Below are 26961 nucleotides of genomic sequence, written 5' to 3'. Positions count from 1 at the left end.
GTATATTTGTTTCATTTAAGTAATTTCAAATAAAAGAAATGTAATATCGTCGTCTGCGGGACCTTCTTTGTTTCGCAGGCGAATGTGTTCATCAATCCCACCATACAAAGATTCAACGGATTCTGATTTTCTTTGCAGTAACCAATCTAGAAGAGCTTCTTCTCCTGAGTCACCATTTTCCCAAAGGTCCCAAATCCCATCCGTGAATAATAATAACTTATCTCCTTTTTGGATGGAATGAACCTCGTCCGAATACAATCCTTCTTTGGAAAAACCGATGAGTTTTCCTTTTGGTCGAATGACATCGATGGACTTGGAATTTTCATTAAACTTATACAAGGCGGGGTGACCTGCATTGGCAACTTTTAAGACTTTTTGTTCCAAATCGATAAAGATGGCACTTGCAGTCAAAAATTGGTTTTTGTAGTTTCCGGCAAGCGCTTGGTTGATACTTTCTAACACTTTACCAGGTTTGTTTGCAAATGCTAAAGTTTGCATATAGGCAATTTTTAACATGGCAGCTTCGATTGCTGCAGGAACACCATGACCAGTGACATCAGCAATGAGACCGCAGATTTGTTGTTTTCCATAGACTGTTAAGTCATAAAAATCCCCACCAACCAGTGAAGCTGGGAAATAACCGGTTTTGATCGAAAGGCCAGGGAATTTCGGTAAAATTTGTGGTAAGGTTGATTCTTGGAGTTTTTGAGCGAGTTTTAACTCTTTGCCATAAGCGATTAACTTTTGTTTGTTGATTTCAGCTTTTAATTGGATCCTTTCTTTTTCTTTTTGAACAACGGAAATCCTATCACCAAGTCCAAATGCCATAAGTAAAACTTCAATTGCAGTTGCCGCTTGGAATGCATTTTCCGTAAAAACATTTACTGGAAAAAATCCCATGTACTTTAATACAGTGCTCAGTCCACCAATGATTAACATAAAGTAACCGAAAAAATAATAACGCGCGGGTGGAAATTTTTTTACAAACGAAACATAATAAGATACAAATAGGGCATAAAACGCTAAGAAGGAAGATAACAAATCACCAAATTGGTTTAGCTCACGGTAAGGTAAAAACGGTAATAATAATAAACATACCATTGGAATGAGAGACAAAGACATAAATCCAATGTACAACCGAGGAGCATTCTCCTTTAAATTCATGAAGGTAATACTCATTGGAAAACAAGAAAGTAAGAATAAAAAATATAAAAAATTATGAGCATTATAAACTAATTCAGGTGAATTCTGAAAAAATAAAACCGGCAATAAACCTTGAAGCGAAAGTTGGAATAAAATGGCTGCAAAGATCAAATAGTTTACATAAAAAATATATGCCTTATCTCTTACCATAAAATAGACAAATAAGTTATATAAACTCATCACACATACGATTCCAAAAAACATTCCCTGCAGAAGGATATCCAAGGATTCGTAGGAATCAAAATGTTTTTCCTCTGCAACCATAAGTGGAACCGACACAGAACTATCTGTTTTGATTCCTACATAATAGGTGACTGTTTCACTTGGTAACAATTCAGTTTCAAAGCTAAATCCTCGGTAATCTTTGTCACGATTCTGAAACGGAAACTTACGACCTTGGATGTTTTGGTTAATTTCACCTGATTCACGTAAGGCGAAAAATTGAACCTGGTCAAGAAGAGGGTATTTGATAAAGGTGATGGTACGTTTGTTGTGATTTAAATCATTACGTAGTATAAAACAAAACCAATATTGTTTTGATGTGTTTCCGAAATTGGGAACAACACCATTTGCGGAGGTAACAAGATTGGATTTGAATAAAGATTGAACTTCCGTTAGGTTTGAGGTTTGGGATTCGGTGGAAGTAAAACTTAAGTGGTGCGATAGATCTGTTGGTTTTCCTTGGTTTGTCGAAATTGGAAAAACGTTTGCTTTAGGACAGGAACTATCTTGTGCCCAAAGTACTGAATGAAAGAGACATAACAGAATGAAGGTAAGTGTCTGTTTCATACGGGAAGGTCACTAGTATAAGACGACGACCTTCCTTTGTAAATCTGTTTGTAGGGAAAAAATACGAATTATGCAGTTGCTACTGAGATTCCTGCTAAATTTCGCAGGGCATCGTATGCTTTTTCTTTTTGTTCTACTTTGGTTTTATTCACTGCTTTTCGAATGATCACATCCCATTGTTTCTCTGGGTGTTCCATTTTCATGTTCTCTAGCAGTTCCAAAATGTTTTCATCATCGGATGCATTGAAAATTTCATCTGAATCGTAACGGAACATTCCAAAAAGGGCATCAATGTAGTCACCTACACTCATTGCTTCCTTCTCACCAGTTTGGATCTTTTTCTTTTCTGCTTTTCGCAGTTCTCGTTCTCTGCGTTCCAGTTCTGTGCGTTTCATCGTAAGGGCCTCTAGCTTGGTTGCATTTGGTTCCAAGACCATCTTTTCAAAGGGCAAGACTGGGAACACTCAATTTGTCCAAAAATTGTGTCGATTTTTGGTATAACTTCGAAAGATTGGGGTAGATGGTCTCCATTCGTTGGATTTCTGGGCTTTTAACCTTAGTACTAACTACCCAATTTTTCTTTTTGGGGAGTGGTTTACTCGGGTATTGTTTGGAATCGAACTCCAAAATTTGTAAATGTAACCACGGATCAAAAAACGAAAAACACAGTAGTAATGAAGACCAACTTTTTGTTGAGAAACAAATGGATGTCATTACTACTTCGGAAAATGGGAACCACTCTCATGCAAAGGAATTGGCATTAAAACCAAATTGCCATGATGCAAAAAATGGCGAGGCACACCTTTGTTCTTGTGAAAAAAAGAAAAAAGATGCGATGTCTCTTCGTATGCACCACCAAACAATGGACAGACCAAATTTTACATTTGGACTAACGGTTCCAATTCTGTTTTCTTATCTAGTTTTTGAGTCTCCTTCCACTCTAGAGGATGGAAAATTACCTACCTTACTCCGACCACCACGTAATACCTAGGGAAATCTTTCCCACAGTTTAATTCCTGCAGCCGGAATTTAGGCCGCATATGAACTAAAACAGAATATTGGAATATTAGGTATTTATGAAATTATTAAAAACAATTCTCGTCTCTCTCTTTCTTTTCAACTTCGTGTCTTGTGATACAAATTCGAATTCGGATGACAACCAAACTTTGGCATTACTCGCTTTATCAATGCCACAACCTGTAAACTTAAATTTTGAAGCAACCGCAAATGGGCAAACTTTGGTGACTGGTACAAACATCACTGCTGATAGTAGAACAGTTCAATTTCGGGATTTTCGATTTTATGTCTCTGATGTTAAATTGGTCCGTGCTGATGGCTCCACAGCCGATGTTACTCTTTTAGCAGACAATGTTTTCCAAACCAATGGAATTGCATTGGTTGATTTAGAAACAACTCGAACTACGGAAACCAATACAAAGGTAACGGGAAGTGTGGCGTCAGGGAATTACACAGGGGTACAGTATACAATCGGTGTACCTGAAGCCTTAAATCATTTAGAAAGTACAAACCAAAAGTCTCCATTGAATATTAGTAGTATGTATTGGTCATGGACAGGTGGTTATAAACATGCCAACATTGAATTTACTTATGATGGAACCAATTGGACAAGTTTACATTTGGGTTCTACTACTTGTAGTGGTGCTCCCAATTATGGGAATTGTGCAAAAAAATTCCGAGCTACAGTTCAATTGACAGGTCAATTCAATGCTGGGAATCAAAAAGTTTCAATTGATGTAGATAAGTTGTTAAACGGACATACATACGGTGCCATGGGTATGTGTATGCCTGGAGATGGTTCTGCAACATGCCAACCATTGATTCGAGCATTCGGATTGAATGAATCAAATGGTTCTTCCGATGGAACATATACTCAAAGAATTTTTAGTTTAAAGTAAGTATGATAGAAAGAGTTGGTATAGAAAGATTACCAACTCACAATGATTAGGTATCAAAGTATGAAGTCTAAATTTTTAATTTTATGTATAGTGATGAGCGTTTTCTCGCATTGTAACGTATTGCCTTTTCAGAAAAAAGAATCCAACGACAATATGCTTTTGGCGGCCATTGGAATTTTGGCAACTGCCTCGGATTGGGTTTGGGACCTACCGCCTGGTTTTCCCGTACCAAGTGTACCTTCTGATAACCCGATGTCTCGTGCAAAGGTCGAACTGGGAAGGCATTTGTTTAATGAAAAAATACTTTCAGGTGATGAGAGTATGTCATGTGGAAGTTGCCATATCCAATCCCTAGCCTTTGCTGATGGAAAGGATTTTCCTACAGGGATTACCAATGTCGCTCATCCTAGAAATTCACAACATTTATCCAATGTTGCTTATCTGCCTCGATTGACTTGGAGTAACCCTCGGATGACGAGTTTAGAAATCCAAGCACGTGCACCTATGTTTGGTGAGTCTCCGATTGAACTTGGACTTTCTTCGAATGTGTTTTTGGATAAACTTAGAGCCAAATCAATTTACCAAACTTTATTTAGGAATGCTTTTGGAAATGCAGATATTGCTGTCAGTGAACAGAACGTACGATTTGCCATTGCGAGTTTCCAAAGATCGTTGATTTCAGGGAATTCTAAGTATGACCAATATGCATTTCGGAATAATAAATCAGCATTAAACGCATCTGAAATCAGGGGGATGAATCTTTTTAATGGAGAAGTGGCGGAGTGTTTCCATTGCCATGGAGGGTTTAATTTTACGGATACTTCCTTTCATGGTGGGGCAAAAGAGGAATTCTTTTACCATAGCAATGGAATCCATGATGATGCGTATTATGCGGGAGTACCTAGCAATAAACGAGGGTTATTCGACCTTACGGGAATTGCATCCGATACGGGAAAATTTCGTGCACCATCACTTCGTAATATAGGTGTTACGTATCCATACATGCATGATGGAAGTTTTATGTGTGATAATGCAAATAATCCCAACATTACCAGTGGTAAAACAAAAACAGATTGTGCAAGGGACGCATTGACCAAGGTAGTGGACCATTATCGTAGTGGAGGTCAAAACCATACTGTCAAAGATTCCACTTTGATTCGTGCCTTTACCATTACCAATTCCCAAAGAGATGATATGGTAAACTTCTTATTAGCACTGACTGATGAAGAGTTTTTGACGAACCCTAAATTTGCGAGCCCATTTTGAAAGCACCTAACATGAAAAATCAATTGGCCCTGATATTGTGTTTGGGTCTTGTCTCTCAATGTACATTTGGTTCCGTTGGGAATCGAGAAGAAGAAAAATTAGTCATCCTCCAAAACCTAATTTTTTTCAATAACAACCAAACGATTCCTATTGGAACGTATTTGCGAAGTTATGATGACCAGGCTGATGATAACATTAATCAGTTTAGCCTGACAAGCCCTTCGCCAACATCTTACAATATTTCAATTCTAAGTAGCACCTACATCAATTGGGAAACGGGTACATACCGGATTAACCCACCGAACCAAATACTTGGAGTCTCAACAACAAGTTCCGAAAGGAGTACTGCCGTTGCCAAAACGCATACACCGTATACCATTCCTTTGGATTTGCCAGCAGATGATTTGTATGGAAAATCTTATGCGTTTCTAAGCGCAGGAACCGTTTCCAATATCACTCAATTCAATAGCACAATGGAAACGGGGGCAAGTTTTTTGTTTCCCAATACCAAGGTAACGAACATGCCTCTTGGGGTAGTCGCCATTGCCAATGTTAGTTGGGAAGAGATTCTGCTTAGCTTGACCGTTGATACGATTCCATCTTCTGTATCAAAGAGTTTTACAATTTTATTACCTCAAGGGAATAAATCGATTACTCCAAAATGTAAAATCCCTATTAAGGTGGGTCGGAGTTCCAATATAGAAATTTTATTTTCTTTGTCTGGGATGCTTTCCGATAGAACGGCTAATTTAGTCACTACCCGTTTCATCAATGATTTATATGCTTTGCCGAATGGTTCAGTCATCTCCAAAGTCTCCAACGTAAGTTTATACAATATCCTGCAACAGAACTTGCAAGCAGAAGACATTGTATTTAGTTTTCCTGGTTGTTTCCCGGGAGTTGAAAGATGAAACAGATTGTCATTGGATTCCTTTTGTTTATTGGTTCAGTTGGAAAATTGTTTTCACATCACACGGGTTCGTCGGATAGTCCCAATGCAACAGCAAGGTTTGTCGACCCATTCACTGGGAAACGAGAAAAACCAACTAACTATTTGGTGATGACACAAGATTATTACCAATCCACGAGAGAAAATAGCCATCTATTCACCACTACTGCCTTTGCTGAGTTGAATTTTTTTGATGGAAGGTTTGCTTTAAATGCATCGGTTCCTTGGAATTATTACCAACAAAGAGGAAGAGAAGATGCAGCAAGGATTGGGAAAACATATTTAGGTTTTAAATACCAACCGTTTTTTGATTTGGACAAACCGTACTTTTTTGTGATCGAAGGTTCTGTTGGATTTCCAAGTGGTCCCGATACGGATCGGTTCACGGGAGGGAATTATTATACTGGAACTGGATTTATCAAACTTGGATACCTGTATGAAAAATGGTCGTTTGTGACTAAGATCGGTGGACTGAATCCACTTTCGAGACCTCAACCAAGTAATTTACAAGACAACGATGGGATACCGTTTTATTTACGAAAACCTTCGGCCACTCCACCAGAACCTGAGTATGAATTTAAAAAAACGACTCTTATCTCCGCGTATGTGACCTATTATTTGATGCCAGAGATTTCTCTTTTCACTGGGATATTGTATCGGAATCCATATAACGGTGTGGATTATTCGAAAGAACATGACAAAGCCAATCCTTCCTATTTTACAGAAGCAAGTGGTGGGTTTTCTTGGAATTTTTCAGAAAAATATAATATGAGTTTAGCATACCGTTATCCATTACAGCGTGATCGAGAGTATAGACTCTACCAGTCTGCATGGACCTTTGCCTTCTCAATGGAGTGGGGAAGCGATTGACATTTCATGCCTTTTTTAAAACGTTCTAAGAAACTGTATAAATCTTAATCGTAAAAGGTAATCTATGAGCAACGTAGAAATCGTACCAGTAGGGGAACTACCTCCTATTGGAGTCGTGCCAAAAAAAATGCACGCACAGGTCATTCGCCCGGAACGTTACGGCGAACCGAAAACTTCTTTCCAATCAGAAGTCATTGATGTTCCGGAGATCGGTCCCAACGAAGTTCTCGTAGCCACTATGGCTGCTGGGGTGAACTATAACAACGTTTGGGCGGCCTTAGGTTACCCTGTAGATGTCATTGCTGCACGGAATAAAAAGGGTGAACCTGAAAAATTCCACATCGGTGGATCTGATGCCTCTGGTATCGTGTACAAAGTTGGTTCTGAAGTTAAAAATGTAAAAGTGGGTGATGAAGTAGTAGTCCATTGTGCGATGTGGGATCCAAAAGATCCATGGGTTCTTTCTGGCAAAGATCCAATGTATGCACCTTCACAAATCATTTGGGGATATGAATCCAACTGGGGATCCTTTGCACAATTTTGTAAAGTACAAGACCACCAATGCCTTCCACGTCCTCAGCACCTAACATGGGAAGCTTCCGCAGCATATATGTTAGTTGCAGCAACTGCTTACAGAATGTTACACCACTGGAAACCAAATGATGTAAAACCTGGTGATGTCGTTTTAATTTGGGGTGGAGCTGGTGGACTTGGTGCCATGGCGATCCAAATTGTTAAAGCTGCTGGTGGAATTCCAATCGCTGTGGTTTCCTCAGATGATAAAATTGAATTCTGTAAAAACTTAGGTGCAACGGGTGTGATCAACCGTAACAAGTTCAAACACTGGGGTGGACTCACTTCTGATATCAACAAACCAGAAGCATTCGTTGAGTGGACAAAACAAGCTCGTGAGTTTGGTAAAGCGATTTGGGACATTGCAGGAAAAGGCAAAAACCCTCAAATCGTTTTTGAACACCCAGGTGAAACGACACTTCCAACTTCCGTATTTGTTTGTGAAACAGGAGGTATGGTTGTGATCTGCGCTGGAACCACAGGTTTTAATGCGACAGCTGACCTTCGTTATCTTTGGATGAGACAAAAACGTCTACAAGGTTCACACTTCGCTAACGACGACAACTGTCGTGACCTCAACCAATTGGTGATTGATAAAAAAGTGGATCCAGTTCTGGCACAAACGTTTACTTTCGATCAAACTGGTGAGTGCCACCAATTGATGCGCGAAAACAAACATCCAGCAGGAAACATGTCGATCCTCGTTGGTGCAAAAACGACAGGTTTGGGTAAGAAGTAATTCTAATCCGAGCTTGTAATTAGAGTAGATTTCCCCGCCCGTATCGAACTGGGTGGGGTTATCCACCCGCCACCCAATGGCTCCTTCTACCACACAACATCCGTTTTGTGAATTCGAATTCTAAAATTCAAAATTTTCTTTTCCAAAAGTTCATCTTTGAACAAAGCAGGTATCTATGTTCCCAAGAATCAATCTCATCACCCTTGGAGTTTCTGACTTAAACAGAGCAGTTCATTTTTATGAAACGGGCTTAGGATGGAAAAAATCTAAAGAGAGCAATGAAAATGTAGCATTTTTTCAAATTGGAGCTTTGGTCTTAGGTTTGTTTGGGGAAAAGGATTTGGCTAATGACATTGGAATCCCTTTTCAAAATAGACAAGGGTATTCAGGTCTAACATTAGCTCAAAATGTAGAAAGTGAAGCTGAAGTAGATCGAATCATAGACGTAGTGCGTAAGTTAGGTGCAACGATCCTAAAAGAACCTCAAAAAGTGTTTTGGGGTGGGTATAGTGCTTATTTCAAAGATTTGGATGGTCATATATTTGAAGTTGCTTACAATCCGTTTTTCCCTCTCAATGAAAAGGGAGAAATTGAATTAAAGCAATAACGTATGTTAGTGATAGGATTAGCGAAAACATATCAACAAATCATACAAAATCGAATCTATATTGAGTGAAGGAAACAACGGAAAGGTTAGTAAATTTTATGAAACAAGCTGAGATCAAACAATTTGGACTAGAAAATTTAAAAATTATTGAGGTCACTGAACCTAAAATAGTTGGTCCGACAGATGTTTTAGTACGATTGTATGCAGCTTCTTTAAATTACAGAGATTCACTTGTTGTCGAAGGAAAATACAATCCTAAATTTCCGTTACCACTTGTTCCATGCAGTGATGGTGCAGGAGAAGTGATACAAATTGGTTCACAAGTCACAGAATGGAATGTGGGAGACAAAGTCCTACTTACCTTTGCTCCTAAATGGATCTCTAAAGAAGCAACTCATGCAGAAATTCGACACACGATTGGCGGACCTTTGCCCGGTACATTACGTGAATTGGCTGTTGTACCAGAAACAGGTCTTGTTAGAATGCCGAATCATCTCAGTTATGAAGAAGCGGCCACCTTACCTTGCGCTGCTCTCACTGCATGGTCAGGGCTTTTCCAGTATGGCCAACTCAAACCGGGTGAATTTGTCGTCGTACAAGGAACAGGTGGAGTATCCATCTTTGCTCTACAGTTTGCAAAAATGGCAGGTGCAAAAGTCATCCTCACTTCCTCGAGTGAAGATAAATTACAAAGAGGAAAAGATTTAGGAGCAGATTTTCTAATCAATTATAAAGAAACCAAAGATTGGGGAAAAGAAGTGAGGCGTATTACAGGTAAAGTAGGAGCTGATCACATCATTGAAGTAGGGGGAGCTGGGACACTCGAACAATCCATTGCCGCCTGTCGTCCGTTTGGTGTCATACATTTGATCGGAATTTTGGCTGGTCGATCGGGAGAGTTAAACTTACTCCCTGCAGTGATGAACAACTTAAAGATCCAAGGCCTAGTCGTGGGTGGAAGAAAAGCGTTTATGGAAATGAACCAAGCGATCGAACAATCCGGACTAAAGCCAGTTGTAGACAAAGTGTTTCCATTAGAACATTCTGTGGAAGCGATTCAATACTTACGATCTGGTTCTCATTTTGGGAAGATTGTGATTTCAATTCCTTAAGATTTGGAATCATCCTCTTAGCATCAAAATTTTAGGTCTGATGCTAAGTGCAAAATAGATTCATTCAAAATCTTTTCATTCATTCCTGTTTTTAGCTGCACACTTTTATAAAAGAGAAATAGAGGCGTCTTTTGTATTTAGGGTTTTCCCTGAATCGTCTTGAGGTTTGAATATAGGTTCGTATAGATTCCGTTAGGAGATTTATTAATCGATTTAAAAGTCTAACGGATAATTGTTGACGAAAACCTAACAGTTAGCACAAATTACGCTAGGTTAAATTATGAAAATTATCTCTGTTTTTTTTGCTTTTTTATTTTTTCTTCAAAACTGTTCGTCACCTAAGCCGGAACTCAGTGTTGAAGATACCTTATCATTATTAATATTCACATCGTCTCGTACAACCGTTACAAGTGGCAACGGTACCGATGGTGCGACCTGTACTTCAAATTCCCAATGTGCCACTGGATTTACTTGTGTCAGCGGATTCAATTTAGATCAGTCTACAACAACGAGCAGATGTAAAGCGATCCCAGCTACTAGTGGAAGCATCGTTATCAATGGAACGGCTTCTACTGGAACAATTACATCAAATTCTCCTTTAGTAGATTTTGATTTAACAGTTACTTCTGGTGGAAATCATATCATTACGGCATTCACTTCAACAAGTACCATAGATTTAGTCTTAGAATTAACAAATGCAGCTGGTGTAACTCTAGTTACGTCTACTGACACAAATACTACTGGTTCAAGTAGAGAACGGTTGAAAGAAAATTTGTCTGTTGGGTCTTACCGAGTAAGAGTTAAAAGTTATTATGTTTCCGGAACATTTGGTGGCAATGTAAGAGTACAAGTAGCCAATAACCCATCATCAGTTTCAAGCGGAGGAAGTTGTAACTTTTTAGCGAACGGTAACTGTTATGATTTTTCTGTCGGAAGTACGCATACTTCTGGACTTTGTTCGGGAGGTACATATAGTGCGACCAATAGTTGTGCAACTGTCAACGCGGGTGCTTCGCCAACGATTAGCGCTAGGTGTTTGTTCTCAATTAATGGATCCACTGCCAATGGGCAAGGACTAGTGACTAGAGTCTATTACAGTGCAGGTACTGGAGTTACTTCTGCTGTAAGTTATTCAACTGCATCTGGGGATTGTAATAGCACAACAATTGATACTCTAGGTCGTGTCATTTTTCAATAAAATCTCAAAAATGATGGTGAGATAAAAGGAATTTGATCTCACCAAACATTAATAATCCAGCTATCATTTTAATTTTGATGGTATGTAACATTACTTTGAAACTTTCTGATTCTTGAGTCGATTCGAGCATCATCTCTCATTTTTTAATCCAGAAATTTTTCCTAAAATCGATTCACTTTCAATATCAAGAGCGGTCACTGACATTTGTATTTCAATCAATGCTAGTAGTAATGAAACGATCATAAAAAATAAAGATACTGAAAAGAATATCCAGGCTACCAAGTTATAAAACGGAATCATCCCAAGGGAACAAGTGCAGAGGATTAAGCTCAAAATTCCTGCACTCTGAGAATATAAAATAAGTGAAATTCGAAAGCGTAAATTTTGAATTTGTTTGATCAGAACTTCAGATTTGGATGTTTCATATTCTGCTAAGAGTTGTCTTGCTAAACTGGCCAACCCAAAAAATCGATTGGTAAATCCTAACATGAGAAGTGAAATTGCAGGAAACAACAATCCAGGTATATTGTATGTTAAATTATCCAAGTGATTCCGTACGAGTTTAGTTTGTAACGTTAAAAGAAAGGTTGGTGGTAAGGATCAAGGTTGGTGTAAATTCATCTCACACCAACTGATACCAAAGTAGGATTGGGGCCGATGGGATCGACCCAAACAGAGTACTTGTGACTACTCTTCAGCAAACAAATTGTTTAATGAGTCAATGAGAGTGTCTACTTCCACTCCATATCCCATACAAACTTGTTCAATTGTTTCCACTTCATTGATGGAACAGTGGGAACATCCACCTAAGTGGTAACTTGAGAAAACAAGCCCCGCTTCCGGATGGATGGCAATTGCTTCGCCTACGGTCATTTCTTTAAAAAAGCGTGGTTTTGTTGATTCAGTCATCTTCTTTGAGCCCTCGAGAGGAATTTACTATACAAATATTGGACTACGTTCTATTCGTCAATGGAATGTTTACCCAAGAAAACGGGAAATTTTATGTCCGCATTGAAGGTCGGTTTGAGTCCGCCCATTTCCTCTACCAGTACTTTGCCGATGGCACTGACGAGCCAATCCACGGCCATTCCTGGAAAGTAGAAGTGTTTTTAGAAGGAAAAACGAACATCCGTGCAGATGGAATTTCTTACGATTTTTTGACCGCTCGAAACAAACTGATGGAACTCGTTCATTCCATCGACCATATCCTCATCAACGATCACCCCGATTTTAAAGGGATCAATCCCACATCAGAAAATGTTGCACGATGGTTTTATTCTGGATTGAAGAAGGAAGTAAAGGAATCAGAGGGAAAAATTCGTAGGATTGTCATCCATGAAGGACCAGAAAATTTAGCATTTTATGAACCGGAAACCTAGTTTCACATAGATTTTAGTTAGGTGAATGCATTTTAACCATTCCAAAAGCAAAGATTTACCTAATTACGCAAAAGACTTGAGAAGTTTTGTAGTTGGTCATCAGGTTCAAAACTGAATTGTTCTCCTATTAGAAATTTAAAATTGGCCAACTAACATCATCTCATCATTGGGGAATCAATTTACTTTCATTTCCAGGCAAAAACATTTCAATAGTGAACGCTTCAAATGACTGAATTCTATTGGTTTGTTTCTTAATTGAATAGCAAAAAAATTCAATTCCATTTGATTTCATCCCACCTAACATATTTTATAAACTCGGTCTTGGACTAACGATCTTTTTGACTGATTTCGATTTATTGCATATCGTACGTTTTTTTTTGATTTTTTTTTAATCTATATTAGATTGCAATTCCCAGGGCTAATTTTAAGCTTCGGTAGAACCCGTACCACCAATGCCAACCACCGAGATCAAACATAGTTTAGGTCACATTCTCCTTGTTGAGGATGAGGCGATTTTGGCGGTCTCACAGGCAGAATTCCTTAAAATCAAAGGTTATTCCGTACAACATGTATCCAATGCTTTGGATGCAATTGATTGTATTTCTTCCGACGAAGAAGTTGATCTGATACTAATGGATATTAATTTATCTGATGAGCTAGATGGAATCCAATTAGCCAAAAAAATATTAGAAATCAAAGAAGTTCCTATTTTATTTGTGAGCGGATATTCTGACCAAAAAATTTTAAATCGAGTGGCTGACTTAAAACATTATGGTTTTATTCCCAAAATTACAAGCCCTGACATTTTAGAATGTATGATTAAGTCTGCTCTAAAACTTCATGCGGCAGAACAAAGTTTGGCATTCCGAGAAAAAGAACTTAGGATTACGTTTGAAGCAATGGGTGATGGACTTATTGTTTTAACTCCAGAAGGAAAAATCAGGGAAATTAATGAAAAAGCCTTAAATATGTTAGGTTACCATAAGAACGAATTGATGAATAAGGATTTGTCTTCGTTTTTGTTTTTGGTACAAGCAGAATCACGTATGCGCGTTTCTTATTCATTTAATAATGAGAACGATCAATTTTTAGAATCGAAAAGAAGAAATAATTTAATCATCATCTCAAGTAAAGGTCGAGAAATAAACGTTACAGAAACGATTTCTCCAATTTTAGATTCAAACAAAAATTTAAATGGGATTGTAATTGTTTTTCGAGAGAATCCAGAGACTCCAGTTCTTGTTCCACCCAAAGATAGTGAAAGTCTATATGCAAAAGTGTTCCAACTCAGCCCAATTGCAATGGCTATCTCTACCATAAAAGATGGAACCTATCTCGATATCAACCCTGCGATGGAATCCATTTTTCGCTTTCAAAAATCACAAGTGATAGGTCGCAAAACAGATGAGTTTAAAGCCTGGAGTAATCCTGTTCAAATTGAGAAATTAAACGAAATTTATAGAGAAAATGGTCGTTTGTCAGGGGAAAGAATGTCAATCCATCACTCGGATGGAGTCCATCATGAAGTTCTTGTTTTTAGCCAGGCAATTGAAATTGCAGGGGAACGATTTATCCTTTGGTTTAATCTTGATGTTACTAAGATTTTGGATATTGAAGGTAAATTAGCAAAATCACTCGAAGAAAAAGATGTTCTGTTAAAAGAATTACAACACCGCGTGAAAAATACTTTGGCGATTATTTCTGGATTACTCAATCTAGAATCTTTTAAAGTTGAAAATGAACTCGCGAAACAATCTTTTTTAAATGCACAGTCACGGATCATGTCGATGTCAAAGGTATACGAAAATTTATACCAATCAGAAGACTTGGAATCTGTTGATCTTCGTAAATACATTGAAGACTTAGTTTACAGTTTGCATGATATTTTTGTTCTGAATCCAAGTAAAATTCGTTTTGATGTGAAACTGGAAGACATTCGGTTAGACCTAAAACGTACTCTGCCATTAGGATTGATCTTAAATGAACTTTTGACAAATGCCTTAAAGTATGCTTATCCAAATGAGAAAGGTGGAGATATTCGAATCCATTTGTCTATCTCTAATCAAAATGTCATGTTAACAGTTGGAGATGATGGAGTTGGATTACCAGAATCAGTCAATATTGAAAAAGGAAATCATTTTGGTTACGAGCTTATCCGAAGTTTGACTTCTCAACTCAAAGGTGTTTTTTCTTCGGTTTCCAAAAAAGGAGAAGGTTTGAACATCATCATATCTTTTCCATTACACAACAAAGAATAATTGATGCCTTTTTACGTAAGTTCGATCTGAATTCTTTTTTGTTTTAGAAACTCATCTGTTCCTTTGTTTTCTACCGCGGATTGTTCCAATGAACACGAGACGGACTTGTTTGATCGTTTGTAATTTTAACTTTCTCATCTCTGAGTGTGCATCATCTTCTAAATCCAAATAATCAGAAGCCATTTGGAAACAGATACTCACAATGAGTTCCGAAGCAAATAATGTATCATCCATCGAAATCAATTTGGGCATTCGCATGTCCTTGGCCAATTCATGGGCAATCCTCCGCATGGCTTCCCGAATGTTCTCACGAATTTTACGATTCCCACCTGTCCTTTCCCTGGCAATGAACCGAAACAAGGACCTGTTATGGGTCACGTAGTCAAAAAAATACCCAATGGTGAGTTGTAGTGCCGAACGATAGGCTCCCTTGTTTCTGGCATCACCGACAATGAGTTGGATCCTTTCCCCACATTCTTCCACTAAATGCAGCCCTAATTCTTCCATGGACTTAAAGTGGCGGTAGAACGCTGCCGGAACAATTCCAGCATGTGCAGTGACCTCTCGTAGGCTCAAATCACCCAATCCTTTCTCTTCTCCCATCAATTGTAGGGCACTTTCCAGAAGTTGAGAGTGGGTTTTTTGCTTTTGAGTGTCGCGTTTGTTCATACTGGGGTGATAAACTGAGTAAACGATTGTTCACTTTTTTTTGAAAAGCAAGGAAAATTTGCCTGATTTGGGTTGACATATTGAACGTTGTAAGTTAACACTATTAGATAACTCCGTGAACACGTGTTCACTTAAAAGCGAAAAAGAGGCGAAAATGAAAACATTTCCTTTTATCTACAACCAACCGAAGGAATTTCTAAACTTCCTTCAACCGAAAGAGTGGGCAGATTTTCTCCTAGGCGAATTGAATCCTAGGTTTTCTGTCACTACAACAAAAGCAAAAGTAATCGACATCAAAGAAGAAACAGCTGATGCAAAAACTTTTGTCTTAAAACCAAACTGGTTATGGAAAGGTTTTTTATCTGGCCAACACGTTCCTGTGACAGTTGAAATTGCTGGAAGACGAGTTACTCGGTTTTACTCTTTGTCTTCTCATCCAAATGAAAAATATTTACAAATCACTGTTAAACGCCAAAAGGGTGGTTTGGTTTCAAACTTTTTGAATCAAAACACTAAGAAGGGAGATATTTTAGACTTAGGAGAAGCTTCAGGCGAATTTGTTCTCTCCAAAGAACTTCCAAAAGAATTACTTTTATTAGCAGGTGGAAGTGGAATCACTCCCATCCATTCGATTTTAAAAGACTTACAAGCATTAAACTATAACGGCAAAGTGACACTATTGTATTTTGTTCGTTCGGTAGACGATATCATACTAAAATCATCAATTGATTTATTAGAAAAAAACAATCAATGGTTAACCGTACAATACATACTTTCTGATGTTCCAAAAGAAGGTTATGTTTCTGGTTTTTTAACAAAAGAAATTTTGGATCAGTATGTTCCGAATCTAAAATCGACATCTGTTTATGTTTGTGGTCCATCACCAATGCAAACAAAAGCACTTTCCCTTTTGGAAGGTTTACCTGTAAAATCTGAACTTTTCCTCTTACCAGGTCAAAACCTTACAAATGTGAAAAAAGAGGGAACCGTAGATGTATACTTGTCTCTTAGTCACAAAACCATCCAAGTAAAAGGTGAACGTTCCATCCTTGATGAACTCGAAGAACAAGGAATTTACCCTCAAAGTGGATGTCGTATGGGGATTTGCCATACATGTGTATGTAAAAAACAGGCTGGTTCCGTAACAGATTTATCAAACGGTGAAAAATCACAGTTAGGTGAAGAAAATATTCAAATCTGTGTGTCACGAGCTGAATCCAATTTGGAACTCGAACTTTAAATTAAGACAATTAAGAAAAGAATTTATCATAGGATAATAAAATGAGAACGATTAGCAAAAAATTAAACAAAGAAGAAATAGAAGCATTTGGAAAAGAAGTTGATTCACTTCGAGAAGAAGTGATGGCAAAAGTAGGAAAGGAAGATGCAGATCACATCCGATTTATCTATAAAACATACAGATACACTGAAGTTTTAGGAAGAGGATTGATTCACTTTAGTTTCGAACCAATTTCCTTTGTGGCTGGAACATTGTTGTTATCAATTTCCAAAATCATTAATAATATGGAGTTAGGTCATAACGTTCTCCATGGACAATATGATTGGATGAACGATCCAAAGTTTAATTCCAGAACCTTTGAGTGGGATATCGTTTGTAATGCACACCAATGGAAGTTTTACCATAATTATATGCACCATACTTATACCAATGTTTTGAACAAAGATCATGACTATGGGTATAATTTTACAAGATTAACAGAAGGTCAAAAGTGGAAACCAGTCCACCTAACACAACCTTTTACAAATTTATTCTTAGCATTAAATTTCCAATGGGGAATCGGTGCACATGGTTACCGAGTTGAATACTTAGAGACTCCTAAAAAGTTAAGAAAGAAAAAAACTTTGAAAGATTACAAAGCAGTTTTCTTTAAGAAAATTGAACTTCAAATGTTGAAAGATTATATTTTGTTTCCTGCACTTGCTGGTTTAAATTTTCCAAAAGTTATATTAGGAAATTTATTAGCAAACTTAATCAGAAACCTTTGGACTTACGCTGTGATTTTTTGCGGACATTTTACTGAAAACGCAGAATCCTTTACCACTGAAGAAATAGCAGGTGAGACAAAAGCACAATGGTATTTAAGACAATTGAAAGGTTCTTCTAATCTTGAAGGAAATAATTTGTTTTATACAATGACAGGTCATTTGAGCCATCAGATCGAACACCATATGTTTCCTGATATGCCAGCAAAACGTTACCGTGAAGTTGCACCAAGATTAAAAGAAATTTGTGCAAAGTATGGACAACACTATAACACTGGAAGTTTTGTGAAACAATTTGGATCTGTATGGAAACGAATCATTGCCTATTCATTCCCTGATCACATTGCAAATAAGGTTATGGGGAAACGTAAGAAGTATTTAGAACCTTCCATCGTTTTAAGCCAACCAAGTTTCCAAGTTTCTCTTCCAACAGAAGAGAAAACAATATCACTCACTTAATCTGAACAATCTTTTGGTTTTCCTCCCCGTCGCAATGGAGGAAGACCATTCCTTTCCTTTCTCGTGGGCCCTCTATCATGGAGGGCCCTTTTTTTTATGCCGATTTTAATTTGATATGGTTGGCTGTAAGAATCGCATAACTGTCATTGTGAAATTCTTTGCACCATTTTGTTCGAAGTTCTTTTCTAGATTTTGATTTGTTTTTACTTCGTTCCATTAAGTATCCGATCACCACTCGAGCTGCTGATTCAACGACTTCAAAACTATACGCTTCTTTTGTTCCCTGGTCTTGGATCAATTTGAAAGTATCAACTACCGATTCAAAAAGATTCCGTATCTCAGAGAGTGATTTGTTTCCTTCTGAACCTTTTGCTAAATGGTCTAAATAAGCACGAAACGTTCCCGTTCCACTCATCCCAGACGTAATTCCACCGATTGCTGCATTTACTTGTATTTGTGTAGTTCCATCATAAATATTTGTAATCCTTGCGTCGCGATATAATCTTGAAAGATCATAATCTTCTGTATAACCTGATCCACCTAATACCTGTAATCCGTCATAAACTAAGTCATTGCACATTTCTGAGTTATAATACTTGGAAATTGGTGTGAGTGTGTTCGCAACTTTCTCCCAAAATTTTGCTGTTTTACTTTCTTCCGTTGAAACTTCTCGGCCATCTTCATACCAATAATATTTATCAACAGAATAGGCAGCTTCCACCATGAGACAACGCATACCAGCAAGTTCTCTCTCCATACGATCTAACATTCTTTTTACAGCTGGGATTTCATAAATTGGCTTTCCAAATTGAATTCGTTCGTTTGCATACTTCAGTGCTTCTTCAAATGCTGCTGTTACAATTCCAGTTCCTTGAGAAGAAACACTGAGTCGAGCTCCGTTTAACATACCCATCACATATTTTACAAGACCAAAACCTTCTTTTCCAACTAAATGGCCTTTGCTATTTTCAAATACAGTTTCGCAAGTGGCAGATGCTTTGATCCCTAATTTTTTTTCGATCCCTTGGATTTGGTAATCTTTGTTTTCAACAATAAAAAAAGATAAACCTCTTGCTCCACTTTCTTGCGTACCTGTTCTTGCTAATGTAAGTGTAATGCCAGGGCTTCCATTGATACCACAAGCTACAGTTTGGAAACGTTTGGTACCATTGAGTAACCATTCTTCTCCATTTTTTACTGCCTTGGTTGTGATATTGGGTAAGTCGGAACCAAAGTCAGGTTCTGATAACCCCATCGTGACTGTATAGTTACCTGAAATGAGTTTTGGAATCCATTCCTGTTTCATCTCCTCTGATGCACATACTTCTAAGATTGCCGCAAGTCCCATACTACCAACAGCAATGGTGATGGAACTATCAGATCGGTACATGATCTCTGCGATCATCGCTTTGATGATACTTGGTACTCCAAGTCCACCATATTTACGTTTAAAGGCAGCAGGTCCTAGTCCAGCATCATGATACATTTGAATGACATCGACCATCTCTTTTGGATGGACCACATCTCCATTTTCAAATTTTAAGCCTTTTGCATCAACTGTAGAGGCAACTTGTGAGACATACATTCCACTAATTTCACCACAAGACTTGAGTATCTCTTCATAATAAGCGATTGCTTCTTCGACAGATGTCGGAGCCATTTCTAATCTGATATTTTTTGTAGATTCATAAAGTTTCGCATCGGAGAACTGATTTTCGTATATAGGTACAATTTCATTCCAATTAATTAAATCATAGAAATGTTCTTTTAAGTCTTCGTTGCTTTGGAAGTAATTATTTTGGATCATTTTTTATCCTCAGGTCAAAAAGATAAAACGAAGCAAGGTCTTGCGATAAAAAAAAACCAACTAACAAAAAAATATCATTTTTGAAAGTTTTGTGAACCGATCGGTTCTCTGCGGAAATGAATAAAGTAGACCGATCGGTTTCTTGGGTGTGGGAGAAATTGTCGAAAAATAGTAAATCGAAAGTTAAAAAAATATACTGAAATGGGAAAGGATCCAAATACTTTTATTTGAGAATCCCAAAAGCAACAAAATTTATATCAATTTATGTATTGAATCAGATAAAATTTCTACTTTCATCACCTCAGTTTATATCTAAGATTGGAAAAGTTGATCTTTGGATTCTAATCCATTTCAAGGATCAAAAGGAGATTTATGAAACTGTTCCTTTCCATATTAGCAATGATGTTGGCGTTCCAGTGTAGTTCACTACCGACTTCTGAACTGCCAGTCAAATCAACTGTCACTTTGAGTCCGTTGGAATATAAATTGGATGGCAAGACATACGAAGGTTTTATGGCTGTTGATTCAAGTATCACTGGCAAACGACCTGGAATTCTCGTGATTCACGAGTGGTGGGGTGTCAATGAGTATCCAAAACAAAGAGCAAAACAATTAGCAGATTTAGGTTATGTTGCTTTTGTTATGGACGTATATGGAAAAGGGATTCTCGCAAAAGACCATGTGGAAGCGGGAAAACTTTCAAGTGCAAATGGTGATCCAAAAGTTCTCCTTAAAAAAATCTACAAAGCAATCGATATTTTAAAATCAAATCCAAATGTTGATTCTACTAAAATTGGTGCGATTGGATATTGTTTTGGTGGAGGCGGTGTCATTGAACTTGCATTAGATGGCGCTGATCTGAAAGGTGGAGTTGTTTCTTTTCATGGAATGTTAGGAAGCAAAAATTTAGCAACTGGTGTTAAAAAAATTAAAAGTAAAGTTTTAGTTCACCATGGAGCAGATGATCCTTTTATACCAAAAAATGTTGTAGAAACGTTTGTAAAAACAATTACCGAAGCAAAGGCTCCAGTAACGTTTGTTTCACATCCAGGCGCAGTTCATGGTTTCACTCGACCAGGTGCTGAAAAACATGGATTACCTGGTCTAGCTTACAATGAAAAAGCAGATTACGCTTCTTTCGAAAGTATGAAAGACTTTTTCGCAAAAAACTTTAAATAAACAATCGGTAAAACGAATAGGGTTAATCCACTTGCAGTGATTAACCCTCCAATCACGACAGTTGCCAATGGTCGTTGTACTTCGGCACCTGGTGATGTACTAATTGCCATTGGAATAAATCCAATGGACGCAAGGAGTGCTGTAGTCAGAACAGGTCGAAGCCTAGAAATCGCTGCTTCTTTAATTGCATCTTCCAATTTTTTACCATGATGCTCAAGCGATTTGATAAAACTAATTAATACCAAACCATTTAAGACTGCGATACCGAATAGAGCAATGAATCCAACACCAGCAGAGATACTGAATGGTAAATTTCTTAAATACAATGCCAAAATTCCTCCAGTAATGGCGAATGGAACATTGAGAAAAATGATAAACGCTGACATAACTTCGTTAAATGCAAAGTATAAAATCAAAAAAATTATCAATAGTGTGATTGGAACCACAACTAACAAAGTATTGGTTGCCGATTCAAATTTTTCAAATTCTCCACCTAAAGTAAAATGATAACCTGCAGGAAATTTTATCTTTTCGGCTAATACATTTTTCACTTTTCCTACCGTTGAAACCATATCGCTACCTCTGATATTAAATTGCACTAGTGCGTAACGGTTTTGGTTTTGATGGTAAATTTGAACTGGACCATCTTCGATCTTAATATCTGCCAGTTCATGGAATGGTGCAAATTGATTCTGTCCTACATTTACAGGGGTGTATTTGATTTGTTCAGGATCAGAATTGATATCTGTTTTTACTACGATATCAAATCGTTTCATACCTTCATAAACGATCCCAGCTGGTACACCAGATGAAAATGATTCAGTAATGCGATTGATATCTGTAATATTTAAGTTGTATCGAGCCAATTTTTCTCGATTCGGTTTAATCCTGAGATACTCCAAACCATATAATTGTTCGATTCTTAAATCGGCAACTCCTTCGATGTTTTTAATATGGCATGAGATATCTTCTGCAATTGATTTAAGTATTACCAAATCATCACCAAAAACTTTAATTCCAACATCTGCTCGAATGCCCGCCATGATTTCATTATTTCTCATTTCAATCGGTTGTGATAAACCATAAGCAACTTGTGGCGAAACTCGTTGGATAATCTCCTCTAACTTGTGTTCAATATCTTCTTTTGATTGTTTCCATTCAGATCTTGGTTTCATGTCCAAATACATATCTGTTTTTTCGACACCCATTGGTTCAATTGCGAGTTCAGGAGAACCAGTCCTTGATACAATTTCAGTAATTTCAGGAATTCCTTTTAAGATTGCAGATTCAATTTTTGTAGAAGAAGCCAATGATTCAGTTAAAGTAGTGGATGGGTAACGACTAATTTCGATGAGTAAGTTTCCTTCATCAAGTTTCGGTAAAAACTCTCCACCTAATCGAAAGAAGAGAAAAATTGAGACAATAAAAATACTGATCGTAGAATACATGATTTTATTTGTATCTTTGAAACAATATTCAAGTTTTGGAATGTACCAATTTTGAATTTTTTGGAAAAAAGCAGTTTTGGAGTCTTCTTTAATGTCTGAATGCAAAAAGAAGGATGCTAGAACAGGTATGATTGTGAGAGTAAGGATAAAGGAACCAATCAAAGCAAATAATACTGTAGTTGCCATTGGTATAAACATTTTACCTTCTGTACCACTGAGTGTTAGAATTGGTATATAAACGATTCCAATGATAATTTCGCCATAAATTGTTGCTTTCCTAACTTCAATCGTTGCTTCAAGAATTGTATCTCTTTTTTCGATAGGTGTTAACGATCGTTTTAGCTCCTTTACTCTTAAACCTAATCTTCTATGTGAGTTTTCGATTAGAATGACTGCACCATCGACAATTAAACCAAAATCAATTGCCCCCATAGACATTAAGTTGGCTGGTAAATCCCTTACGAACATTAAGGAAATCGCAATGAGCATCGCCAGTGGAATGACTGATGCAATAACGAGTCCAGATCGAAAGTCACCTATCATTAAAAACAAAATAATGATAACAAGCAGTGCTCCTTCCGATAGATTCCATACAATTGTTTTTAATGTATTTGATACCATGATGGAACGATCATAATAAGGTTTTATTTTCATTCCTGTAGGTAAGGTTTTTTCAATTTGTGTTATTTTTTCTTTTACAGATTTTGTTACTTCTAAGGAATTCTCTCCGAGTAACATCAAAGTTACGGCCCCTACAACCTCTGATTTTCCAGAAGAAGTAGCTGCACCTTTGCGTAAACGTGGGCCTTCGACAATCTTTGCAACGGTATTCAAATAGATGGGAAAACCATCTTTCATTTTACCGATTTGTATTTTTTCAAAATCCGTGATTGTTTTTAAAAGCCCATCACTACCAACGATAAGTTGTTCATTTGATTTTTCAATATAACCACTACCCGTTGATAGGTTATTGGCTTGGATTGCAGTGATAATTTGGTTGAAAGAAATTCCCAAAGAAGCTGCTTTTAATGAATCAACTATGACTTGGTATTGTTTTGTTTTGCCTCCAAAACTATTCACTTCCACGATACCTGGAACTGTCTTTAAGGCGGGATTGATATACCAATTTAAATAGGTTGTTAACTCCATTTGAGTATGGAATTGGCTTTCGATTGTAAATTGAAATACTTCTCCTAATCCTGTTGTGATTGGTCCAATTACTGGTTTACCATATATAGCAGGAATGTTTTCAGATGCTTCAGTTAGTTTTTCACTAACTAATTGTCTACTTTTCCATAAGTCTGTTCCATCTGCAAAAACTGCGGTTACCAAAGAAAATCCGTATCTAGAAACCGATCGAACTTCAGTTAAGTTTGGAATTCCCGTGATTGCACGTTCAACAGGTAAGGTAATGTATTGTTCGATTTCTAAAGTAGATAAAGAAGGAGACGTTGTAATGATTTGAACTTGAACATTTGTTATATCAGGAACAGCATCAACTTTTAAATGTTTTAGTGAGAAAAAGCCACCAAATACCAGTAATATGGTAGATAGTATGATTAATAAGCGATTATGCAGTGAGAAAGATACAATTTTAGTTAAAAATTCCATATCACTCACCTCCACCAAATGTGTCTTTGAACAAAATTGCTTTTAATTCAAAGGCACCTTTTGTGACAACCTTATCTCCTTCTTTGAGTCCAGAGATTACTTCAACCATTTTGTCATTTGTACTACCAGTTGTCACTTCTAACCATTGGTATGTTTCTGGTTTGGTTTCTATAAATACATATTTAGAATCTTGGTACGATTGAATTGCATTTTCGGGAATTTGAATTCCTGTCCTTTCATTCACACTGAGAATAGCCTTTCCAAACAATCCAATTTTTGCTTTTTTGTTTTGGTTTTTAAAAACAACTCGTGCATGAACAGTTCGAGATCCAGGATCTACTTTTTCACCAATGTGTTCTAATTTTCCATAAAAGTTTAATTCAGGATAAGCATTCAATATAATATCAGCCGGTATCCCTTCTGATAAATATTTTAAATCATTTTCATATATTTTTGCTTGGAACCAAAGATTGGTAAGATTGGCAATGGTTGTAAGAATTTGATTTCCTGCCACAATTGATCCTGGAACTGCATTTCTCGATAAAGCTAGTCCAGACCTTGGCGAATAAACAATATATTGCCCCGTGGAACTATTATCGATACTTATTCCGTTCGCACGTAGATTTTCTTCAGCTGAATTTTTCTCTGAATCAATCACTCGTAAATTTGCTTCCGCATCAATTTGTTCTTGTTTAGCCGCTAAATTCATTTTTACGAGTGAACTAATTCTTGTTAAGTTTTGTTCAGCTGCATTGTATTTAGATTTTGCAACGAGATAAGTAGATCTAAGTTTTGCAAGTTCTGGAGAGTCAATGGTTGCTAGTTTTTGGCCTTTTTGAATGGTATCACCTTCAACAAAATAGACATTTGTTACTCTACCTGAAATTCTGGCGGGAACATCCATAATGTCATCAGGGACAGCTTCTGTTTCACCTGTAAGCTCAATGTTAGTGTGAATTTTATTTAGAGAAACTAATTCGACTTCAATAGAAATTGCTTCTCGCTGTTCCCTTGTTATATGAAGAATATTTTTGTTTGTGGAAATTTCTGGAACAGATGTTTTGCTTCGGCTAGTTTTCCAAAAATAAATAACGCCAATTAATAGAAAGATAGAAAAAAGGATGAGTTTAAAATTAATTTTCATGGTCGAACTTCCATTGTATTTGTTGGCAATCCAAGCACTCGTATTAACTCAATTTGAGATACTTCATATTCTGATTTGGTGCTTAGATAATTTAGTTTAGTTTGTAATAAGATTCTTTGTTGGTTGATTGCATCGATAATTTTTATTTTACCGAATCTGATGGCTTCTTGTAGATTGTTTAGATCGGATTCCGCTCTTTCTAGTTTGTTTTCGTCATAAAGTTTTACTTCATCAGCTAGTGTGATAAAATTTGTAAGTGCAAACAATACTTCTTGTTTTATATTTCTTGATACAGATTCTTTCAATTCTTTTGAGCTATCGATTTTAGAAGAGGAAATGATCGATTCTCCTTCATAATCTCGCCAGACGATCAGAGGTATCGTTAACATCCCGCCTACGACTCTTTCATTAAAGCCATCGTTTTGCGCAAAAGCACCCAAACTCACATTTGGAATTTTTTGTTTTCTAACTTCGTTATGTCGGAGTAACGCTAGTTCGATTTCTTTTTCTGTGAGAAAAATTTCTGGTCTATGTTGGTATGCTATTTTCACCAACTCAGATTTGTCTTTAGGTAAATCGTTTGGTAGTTTCCATTGGAATGCATTTAATTGTATTAACTCAAATGGAAATCCAAGCAAAACTTCTAATTCAGACTTTGCATTTTCATATTGCCTTTGTGATAAATTCCATATTTTAAAAATTCGAATTTCTTCGGCTTCTGATAAGGATTCGTCAATTCCTGGTGAAAGTCCTTCGTTAATTCTAGCTTTAGAAACTTTTTTAAGTTCCTTTACCAAATTTAAACTATATAAACTGTTTTCCTTTTCCAAAAAAAGATATCGAAATCGTGTTAGTTTTTTTAAGGCTTCGAATTCTAAGGATCGTTTAACGGACTCTAGACGATATACTTGCGCTCTAAATTCTTCATCGGCGATTTTGATGGCGATTTCTCTTTTGCCATTGGTGTAAATTTCCTGATTCACCATAACTTGAAAGTTATTAGCTGTGGTAAGTGTGGATCCTATGATTGGTCCCGCTGTGTCTCCCTTTCTATTGGCCACATAACCAGAAAAAGTTGGATTTGATGGAAAATAATAGGAGGCGATTTTTTTCCTTCCGGAAATTTCCTTCAGTTTAATTTCCTCGATTCGAAAATCAGGATGCCGATTGACGATACAAATACTCAATTCTAACATTGAGTTTTGATTCTGACATGAATTCCCAAGACTTTCTTGGGATTCGATTGTTGAATTAAAAATTGTAGGCATCAACAGTAATATTGAAAGCCAATTCAATTTAATATTCTTTGAAATTGAAAAATAAAACATGGAACCTCCCACGTAAATAACGCAAGTAAACGGATGTGCGAAAGAACTAGGTTATATGTTGTCTTGGAGGTCTGAAAAGATAAGATAGAGTCGAAAATTTGGGTATAGGAAATTCATTCAGTTCAAAATATACTTTATGTAGATTGATTAAAATATGGGAAATATATAAATTCCAAGTGATGGAAACTATGGAATTACAAGGGCAAGAAAAACAAACATGTTCGGAATGTTCTCCATCGTCGCCAAGATCGTGACCTGGATCGATGCCAAGTGTATGGTCTAAAAAAGCATAGGGACATCCACTTTCTGGAGTTCCCAAGGAGCCACAATTCACTTCATTGTCGACAATCCTTTGGTACATAAAATTGGCTGAAAACATCAATACAAAACAAAATAGAAAACTTTGTTTGAGTGCGTTTTTTTGCCATCCGAAGGGTTTCATACTATTATTGA

Annotated in this window: 24 protein-coding genes; 14 read left to right on the top strand and 10 right to left on the bottom strand. The window is 37.0% G+C overall.

Translation table 11 applies throughout. From position 1 onward, the window contains the following. Positions 1–15: 15 nt before the first annotated feature. Together ND812_RS01340 and ND812_RS01335 are read right to left on the bottom strand one after the other, a co-directional pair. On the bottom strand, positions 16–1992 hold the full coding sequence (locus ND812_RS01340) for a 7TM diverse intracellular signaling domain-containing protein (RefSeq protein WP_265373937.1): 1977 nt from the start codon (positions 1990–1992) through the stop codon (positions 16–18). 68 nt (positions 1993–2060) lie between these two features. Next, positions 2061–2387, bottom strand: coding sequence for an LB_289 family protein (locus tag ND812_RS01335; protein WP_108961011.1), 327 nt, complete (start codon positions 2385–2387; stop codon positions 2061–2063). A 125-nt stretch (positions 2388–2512) separates the two neighbouring features. Between ND812_RS01335 and ND812_RS01330 the strand changes: the two genes are divergently transcribed. The 9 genes from ND812_RS01330 to ND812_RS01290 all read left to right on the top strand — a co-directional run bounded on the left by ND812_RS01330 (position 2513) and on the right by ND812_RS01290 (position 11222). Continuing rightward, on the top strand, positions 2513–2983 hold the full coding sequence (locus ND812_RS01330) for an LIC_11090 family protein (RefSeq protein WP_265373936.1): 471 nt from the start codon (positions 2513–2515) through the stop codon (positions 2981–2983). 85 nt (positions 2984–3068) lie between these two features. Further along, positions 3069–3908: an MbnP family copper-binding protein gene (locus ND812_RS01325; protein WP_265373935.1), complete on the top strand. Its 840-nt coding sequence runs from the start codon at positions 3069–3071 to the stop codon at positions 3906–3908. A 60-nt stretch (positions 3909–3968) separates the two neighbouring features. Continuing rightward, complete coding sequence (locus tag ND812_RS01320) at positions 3969–5174, top strand: MbnH family di-heme enzyme (protein WP_265373934.1); 1206 nt, start codon at positions 3969–3971, stop codon at positions 5172–5174. A gap of 11 nt (positions 5175–5185) precedes the next feature. After that, a complete protein-coding gene (locus ND812_RS01315; RefSeq protein WP_265373933.1) occupies positions 5186–6085 on the top strand; it encodes a hypothetical protein in 900 nt (299 codons plus the stop codon). Continuing rightward, a complete protein-coding gene (locus tag ND812_RS01310; RefSeq protein ID WP_265373932.1) occupies positions 6082–6993 on the top strand; it encodes an LIC11086 family outer membrane transporter in 912 nt (303 codons plus the stop codon). The genes ND812_RS01315 and ND812_RS01310 overlap by 4 nt, the downstream gene beginning before the upstream one ends. Before the next feature lie 64 nt (positions 6994–7057). Beyond that, positions 7058–8305 (top strand): crotonyl-CoA carboxylase/reductase, encoded by a 1248-nt coding sequence (ccrA, locus tag ND812_RS01305; protein ID WP_100716806.1) that lies wholly within the window; start codon positions 7058–7060, stop codon positions 8303–8305. A gap of 175 nt (positions 8306–8480) precedes the next feature. Next, positions 8481–8912, top strand: coding sequence for a VOC family protein (locus tag ND812_RS01300; protein ID WP_265373931.1), 432 nt, complete (start codon positions 8481–8483; stop codon positions 8910–8912). Between the two features lie 98 nt (positions 8913–9010). Next, positions 9011–10024 (top strand): zinc-dependent alcohol dehydrogenase family protein, encoded by a 1014-nt coding sequence (locus tag ND812_RS01295; protein WP_265373930.1) that lies wholly within the window; start codon positions 9011–9013, stop codon positions 10022–10024. A gap of 280 nt (positions 10025–10304) precedes the next feature. After that, positions 10305–11222 (top strand): serine-rich family protein, encoded by a 918-nt coding sequence (locus ND812_RS01290; RefSeq protein WP_265373929.1) that lies wholly within the window; start codon positions 10305–10307, stop codon positions 11220–11222. A 129-nt stretch (positions 11223–11351) separates the two neighbouring features. On the opposite strand, the gene ND812_RS01285 is transcribed toward ND812_RS01290, so the two are convergent. Then, on the bottom strand, positions 11352–11768 hold the full coding sequence (locus ND812_RS01285) for a DUF2721 domain-containing protein (protein ID WP_265373928.1): 417 nt from the start codon (positions 11766–11768) through the stop codon (positions 11352–11354). Positions 11769–11909: 141 nt separating this feature from the next. Beyond that, a complete protein-coding gene (locus ND812_RS01280) occupies positions 11910–12131 on the bottom strand; it encodes a DUF1858 domain-containing protein (protein WP_012390037.1) in 222 nt (73 codons plus the stop codon). A gap of 65 nt (positions 12132–12196) precedes the next feature. Between ND812_RS01280 and ND812_RS01275 the strand changes: the two genes are divergently transcribed. Both ND812_RS01275 and ND812_RS01270 read left to right on the top strand, forming a co-directional pair. Then, a complete protein-coding gene (locus ND812_RS01275) occupies positions 12197–12601 on the top strand; it encodes a 6-carboxytetrahydropterin synthase (RefSeq protein ID WP_265375884.1) in 405 nt (134 codons plus the stop codon). Between the two features lie 452 nt (positions 12602–13053). Next, the gene (locus ND812_RS01270) at positions 13054–14859 is read left to right on the top strand and encodes a PAS domain S-box protein (RefSeq protein WP_265373927.1); all 1806 of its coding nucleotides are present in this window, start codon (positions 13054–13056) and stop codon (positions 14857–14859) included. Positions 14860–14910: 51 nt separating this feature from the next. Here the strand turns inward: ND812_RS01270 and ND812_RS01265 are convergent, their stop codons facing one another. Continuing rightward, positions 14911–15528 (bottom strand): TetR family transcriptional regulator, encoded by a 618-nt coding sequence (locus ND812_RS01265; RefSeq protein WP_265373926.1) that lies wholly within the window; start codon positions 15526–15528, stop codon positions 14911–14913. Between the two features lie 154 nt (positions 15529–15682). Between ND812_RS01265 and ND812_RS01260 the strand changes: the two genes are divergently transcribed. Beyond that, positions 15683–16768: a flavin reductase family protein gene (locus tag ND812_RS01260; RefSeq protein ID WP_265373925.1), complete on the top strand. Its 1086-nt coding sequence runs from the start codon at positions 15683–15685 to the stop codon at positions 16766–16768. Between the two features lie 41 nt (positions 16769–16809). After that, the gene (locus tag ND812_RS01255) at positions 16810–17991 is read left to right on the top strand and encodes a fatty acid desaturase family protein (RefSeq protein ID WP_265373924.1); all 1182 of its coding nucleotides are present in this window, start codon (positions 16810–16812) and stop codon (positions 17989–17991) included. 94 nt (positions 17992–18085) lie between these two features. On the opposite strand, the gene ND812_RS01250 is transcribed toward ND812_RS01255, so the two are convergent. Then, complete coding sequence (locus ND812_RS01250; RefSeq protein WP_265373923.1) at positions 18086–19798, bottom strand: acyl-CoA dehydrogenase family protein; 1713 nt, start codon at positions 19796–19798, stop codon at positions 18086–18088. Between the two features lie 372 nt (positions 19799–20170). Between ND812_RS01250 and ND812_RS01245 the strand changes: the two genes are divergently transcribed. Then, positions 20171–20977 (top strand): dienelactone hydrolase family protein, encoded by an 807-nt coding sequence (locus tag ND812_RS01245; RefSeq protein ID WP_265373922.1) that lies wholly within the window; start codon positions 20171–20173, stop codon positions 20975–20977. On the opposite strand, the gene ND812_RS01240 is transcribed toward ND812_RS01245, so the two are convergent. Genes ND812_RS01240 through ND812_RS01225 form a run of 4 tightly spaced genes read right to left on the bottom strand, consistent with a single transcriptional unit; the run spans position 20926 to position 26950 of the window. Further along, positions 20926–24036, bottom strand: a complete 3111-nt coding sequence (locus tag ND812_RS01240; protein ID WP_265373921.1) for an efflux RND transporter permease subunit — start codon at positions 24034–24036, stop codon at positions 20926–20928. The genes ND812_RS01245 and ND812_RS01240 overlap by 52 nt on opposite strands. Position 24037: 1 nt before the next feature. Next, complete coding sequence (locus ND812_RS01235; RefSeq protein WP_265373920.1) at positions 24038–25180, bottom strand: efflux RND transporter periplasmic adaptor subunit; 1143 nt, start codon at positions 25178–25180, stop codon at positions 24038–24040. Further along, positions 25177–26508: a TolC family protein gene (locus ND812_RS01230; RefSeq protein WP_265373919.1), complete on the bottom strand. Its 1332-nt coding sequence runs from the start codon at positions 26506–26508 to the stop codon at positions 25177–25179. The genes ND812_RS01235 and ND812_RS01230 overlap by 4 nt, the downstream gene beginning before the upstream one ends. Before the next feature lie 46 nt (positions 26509–26554). Beyond that, the gene (locus ND812_RS01225) at positions 26555–26950 is read right to left on the bottom strand and encodes a hypothetical protein (RefSeq protein WP_322113634.1); all 396 of its coding nucleotides are present in this window, start codon (positions 26948–26950) and stop codon (positions 26555–26557) included. Positions 26951–26961 lie beyond the last annotated feature (11 nt).

This window comes from Leptospira limi (assembly GCF_026151395.1).
GTDB lineage: Bacteria > Spirochaetota > Leptospiria > Leptospirales > Leptospiraceae > Leptospira_A > Leptospira_A limi.
This window is presented reverse-complemented; position numbering and strand designations above follow the sequence as displayed.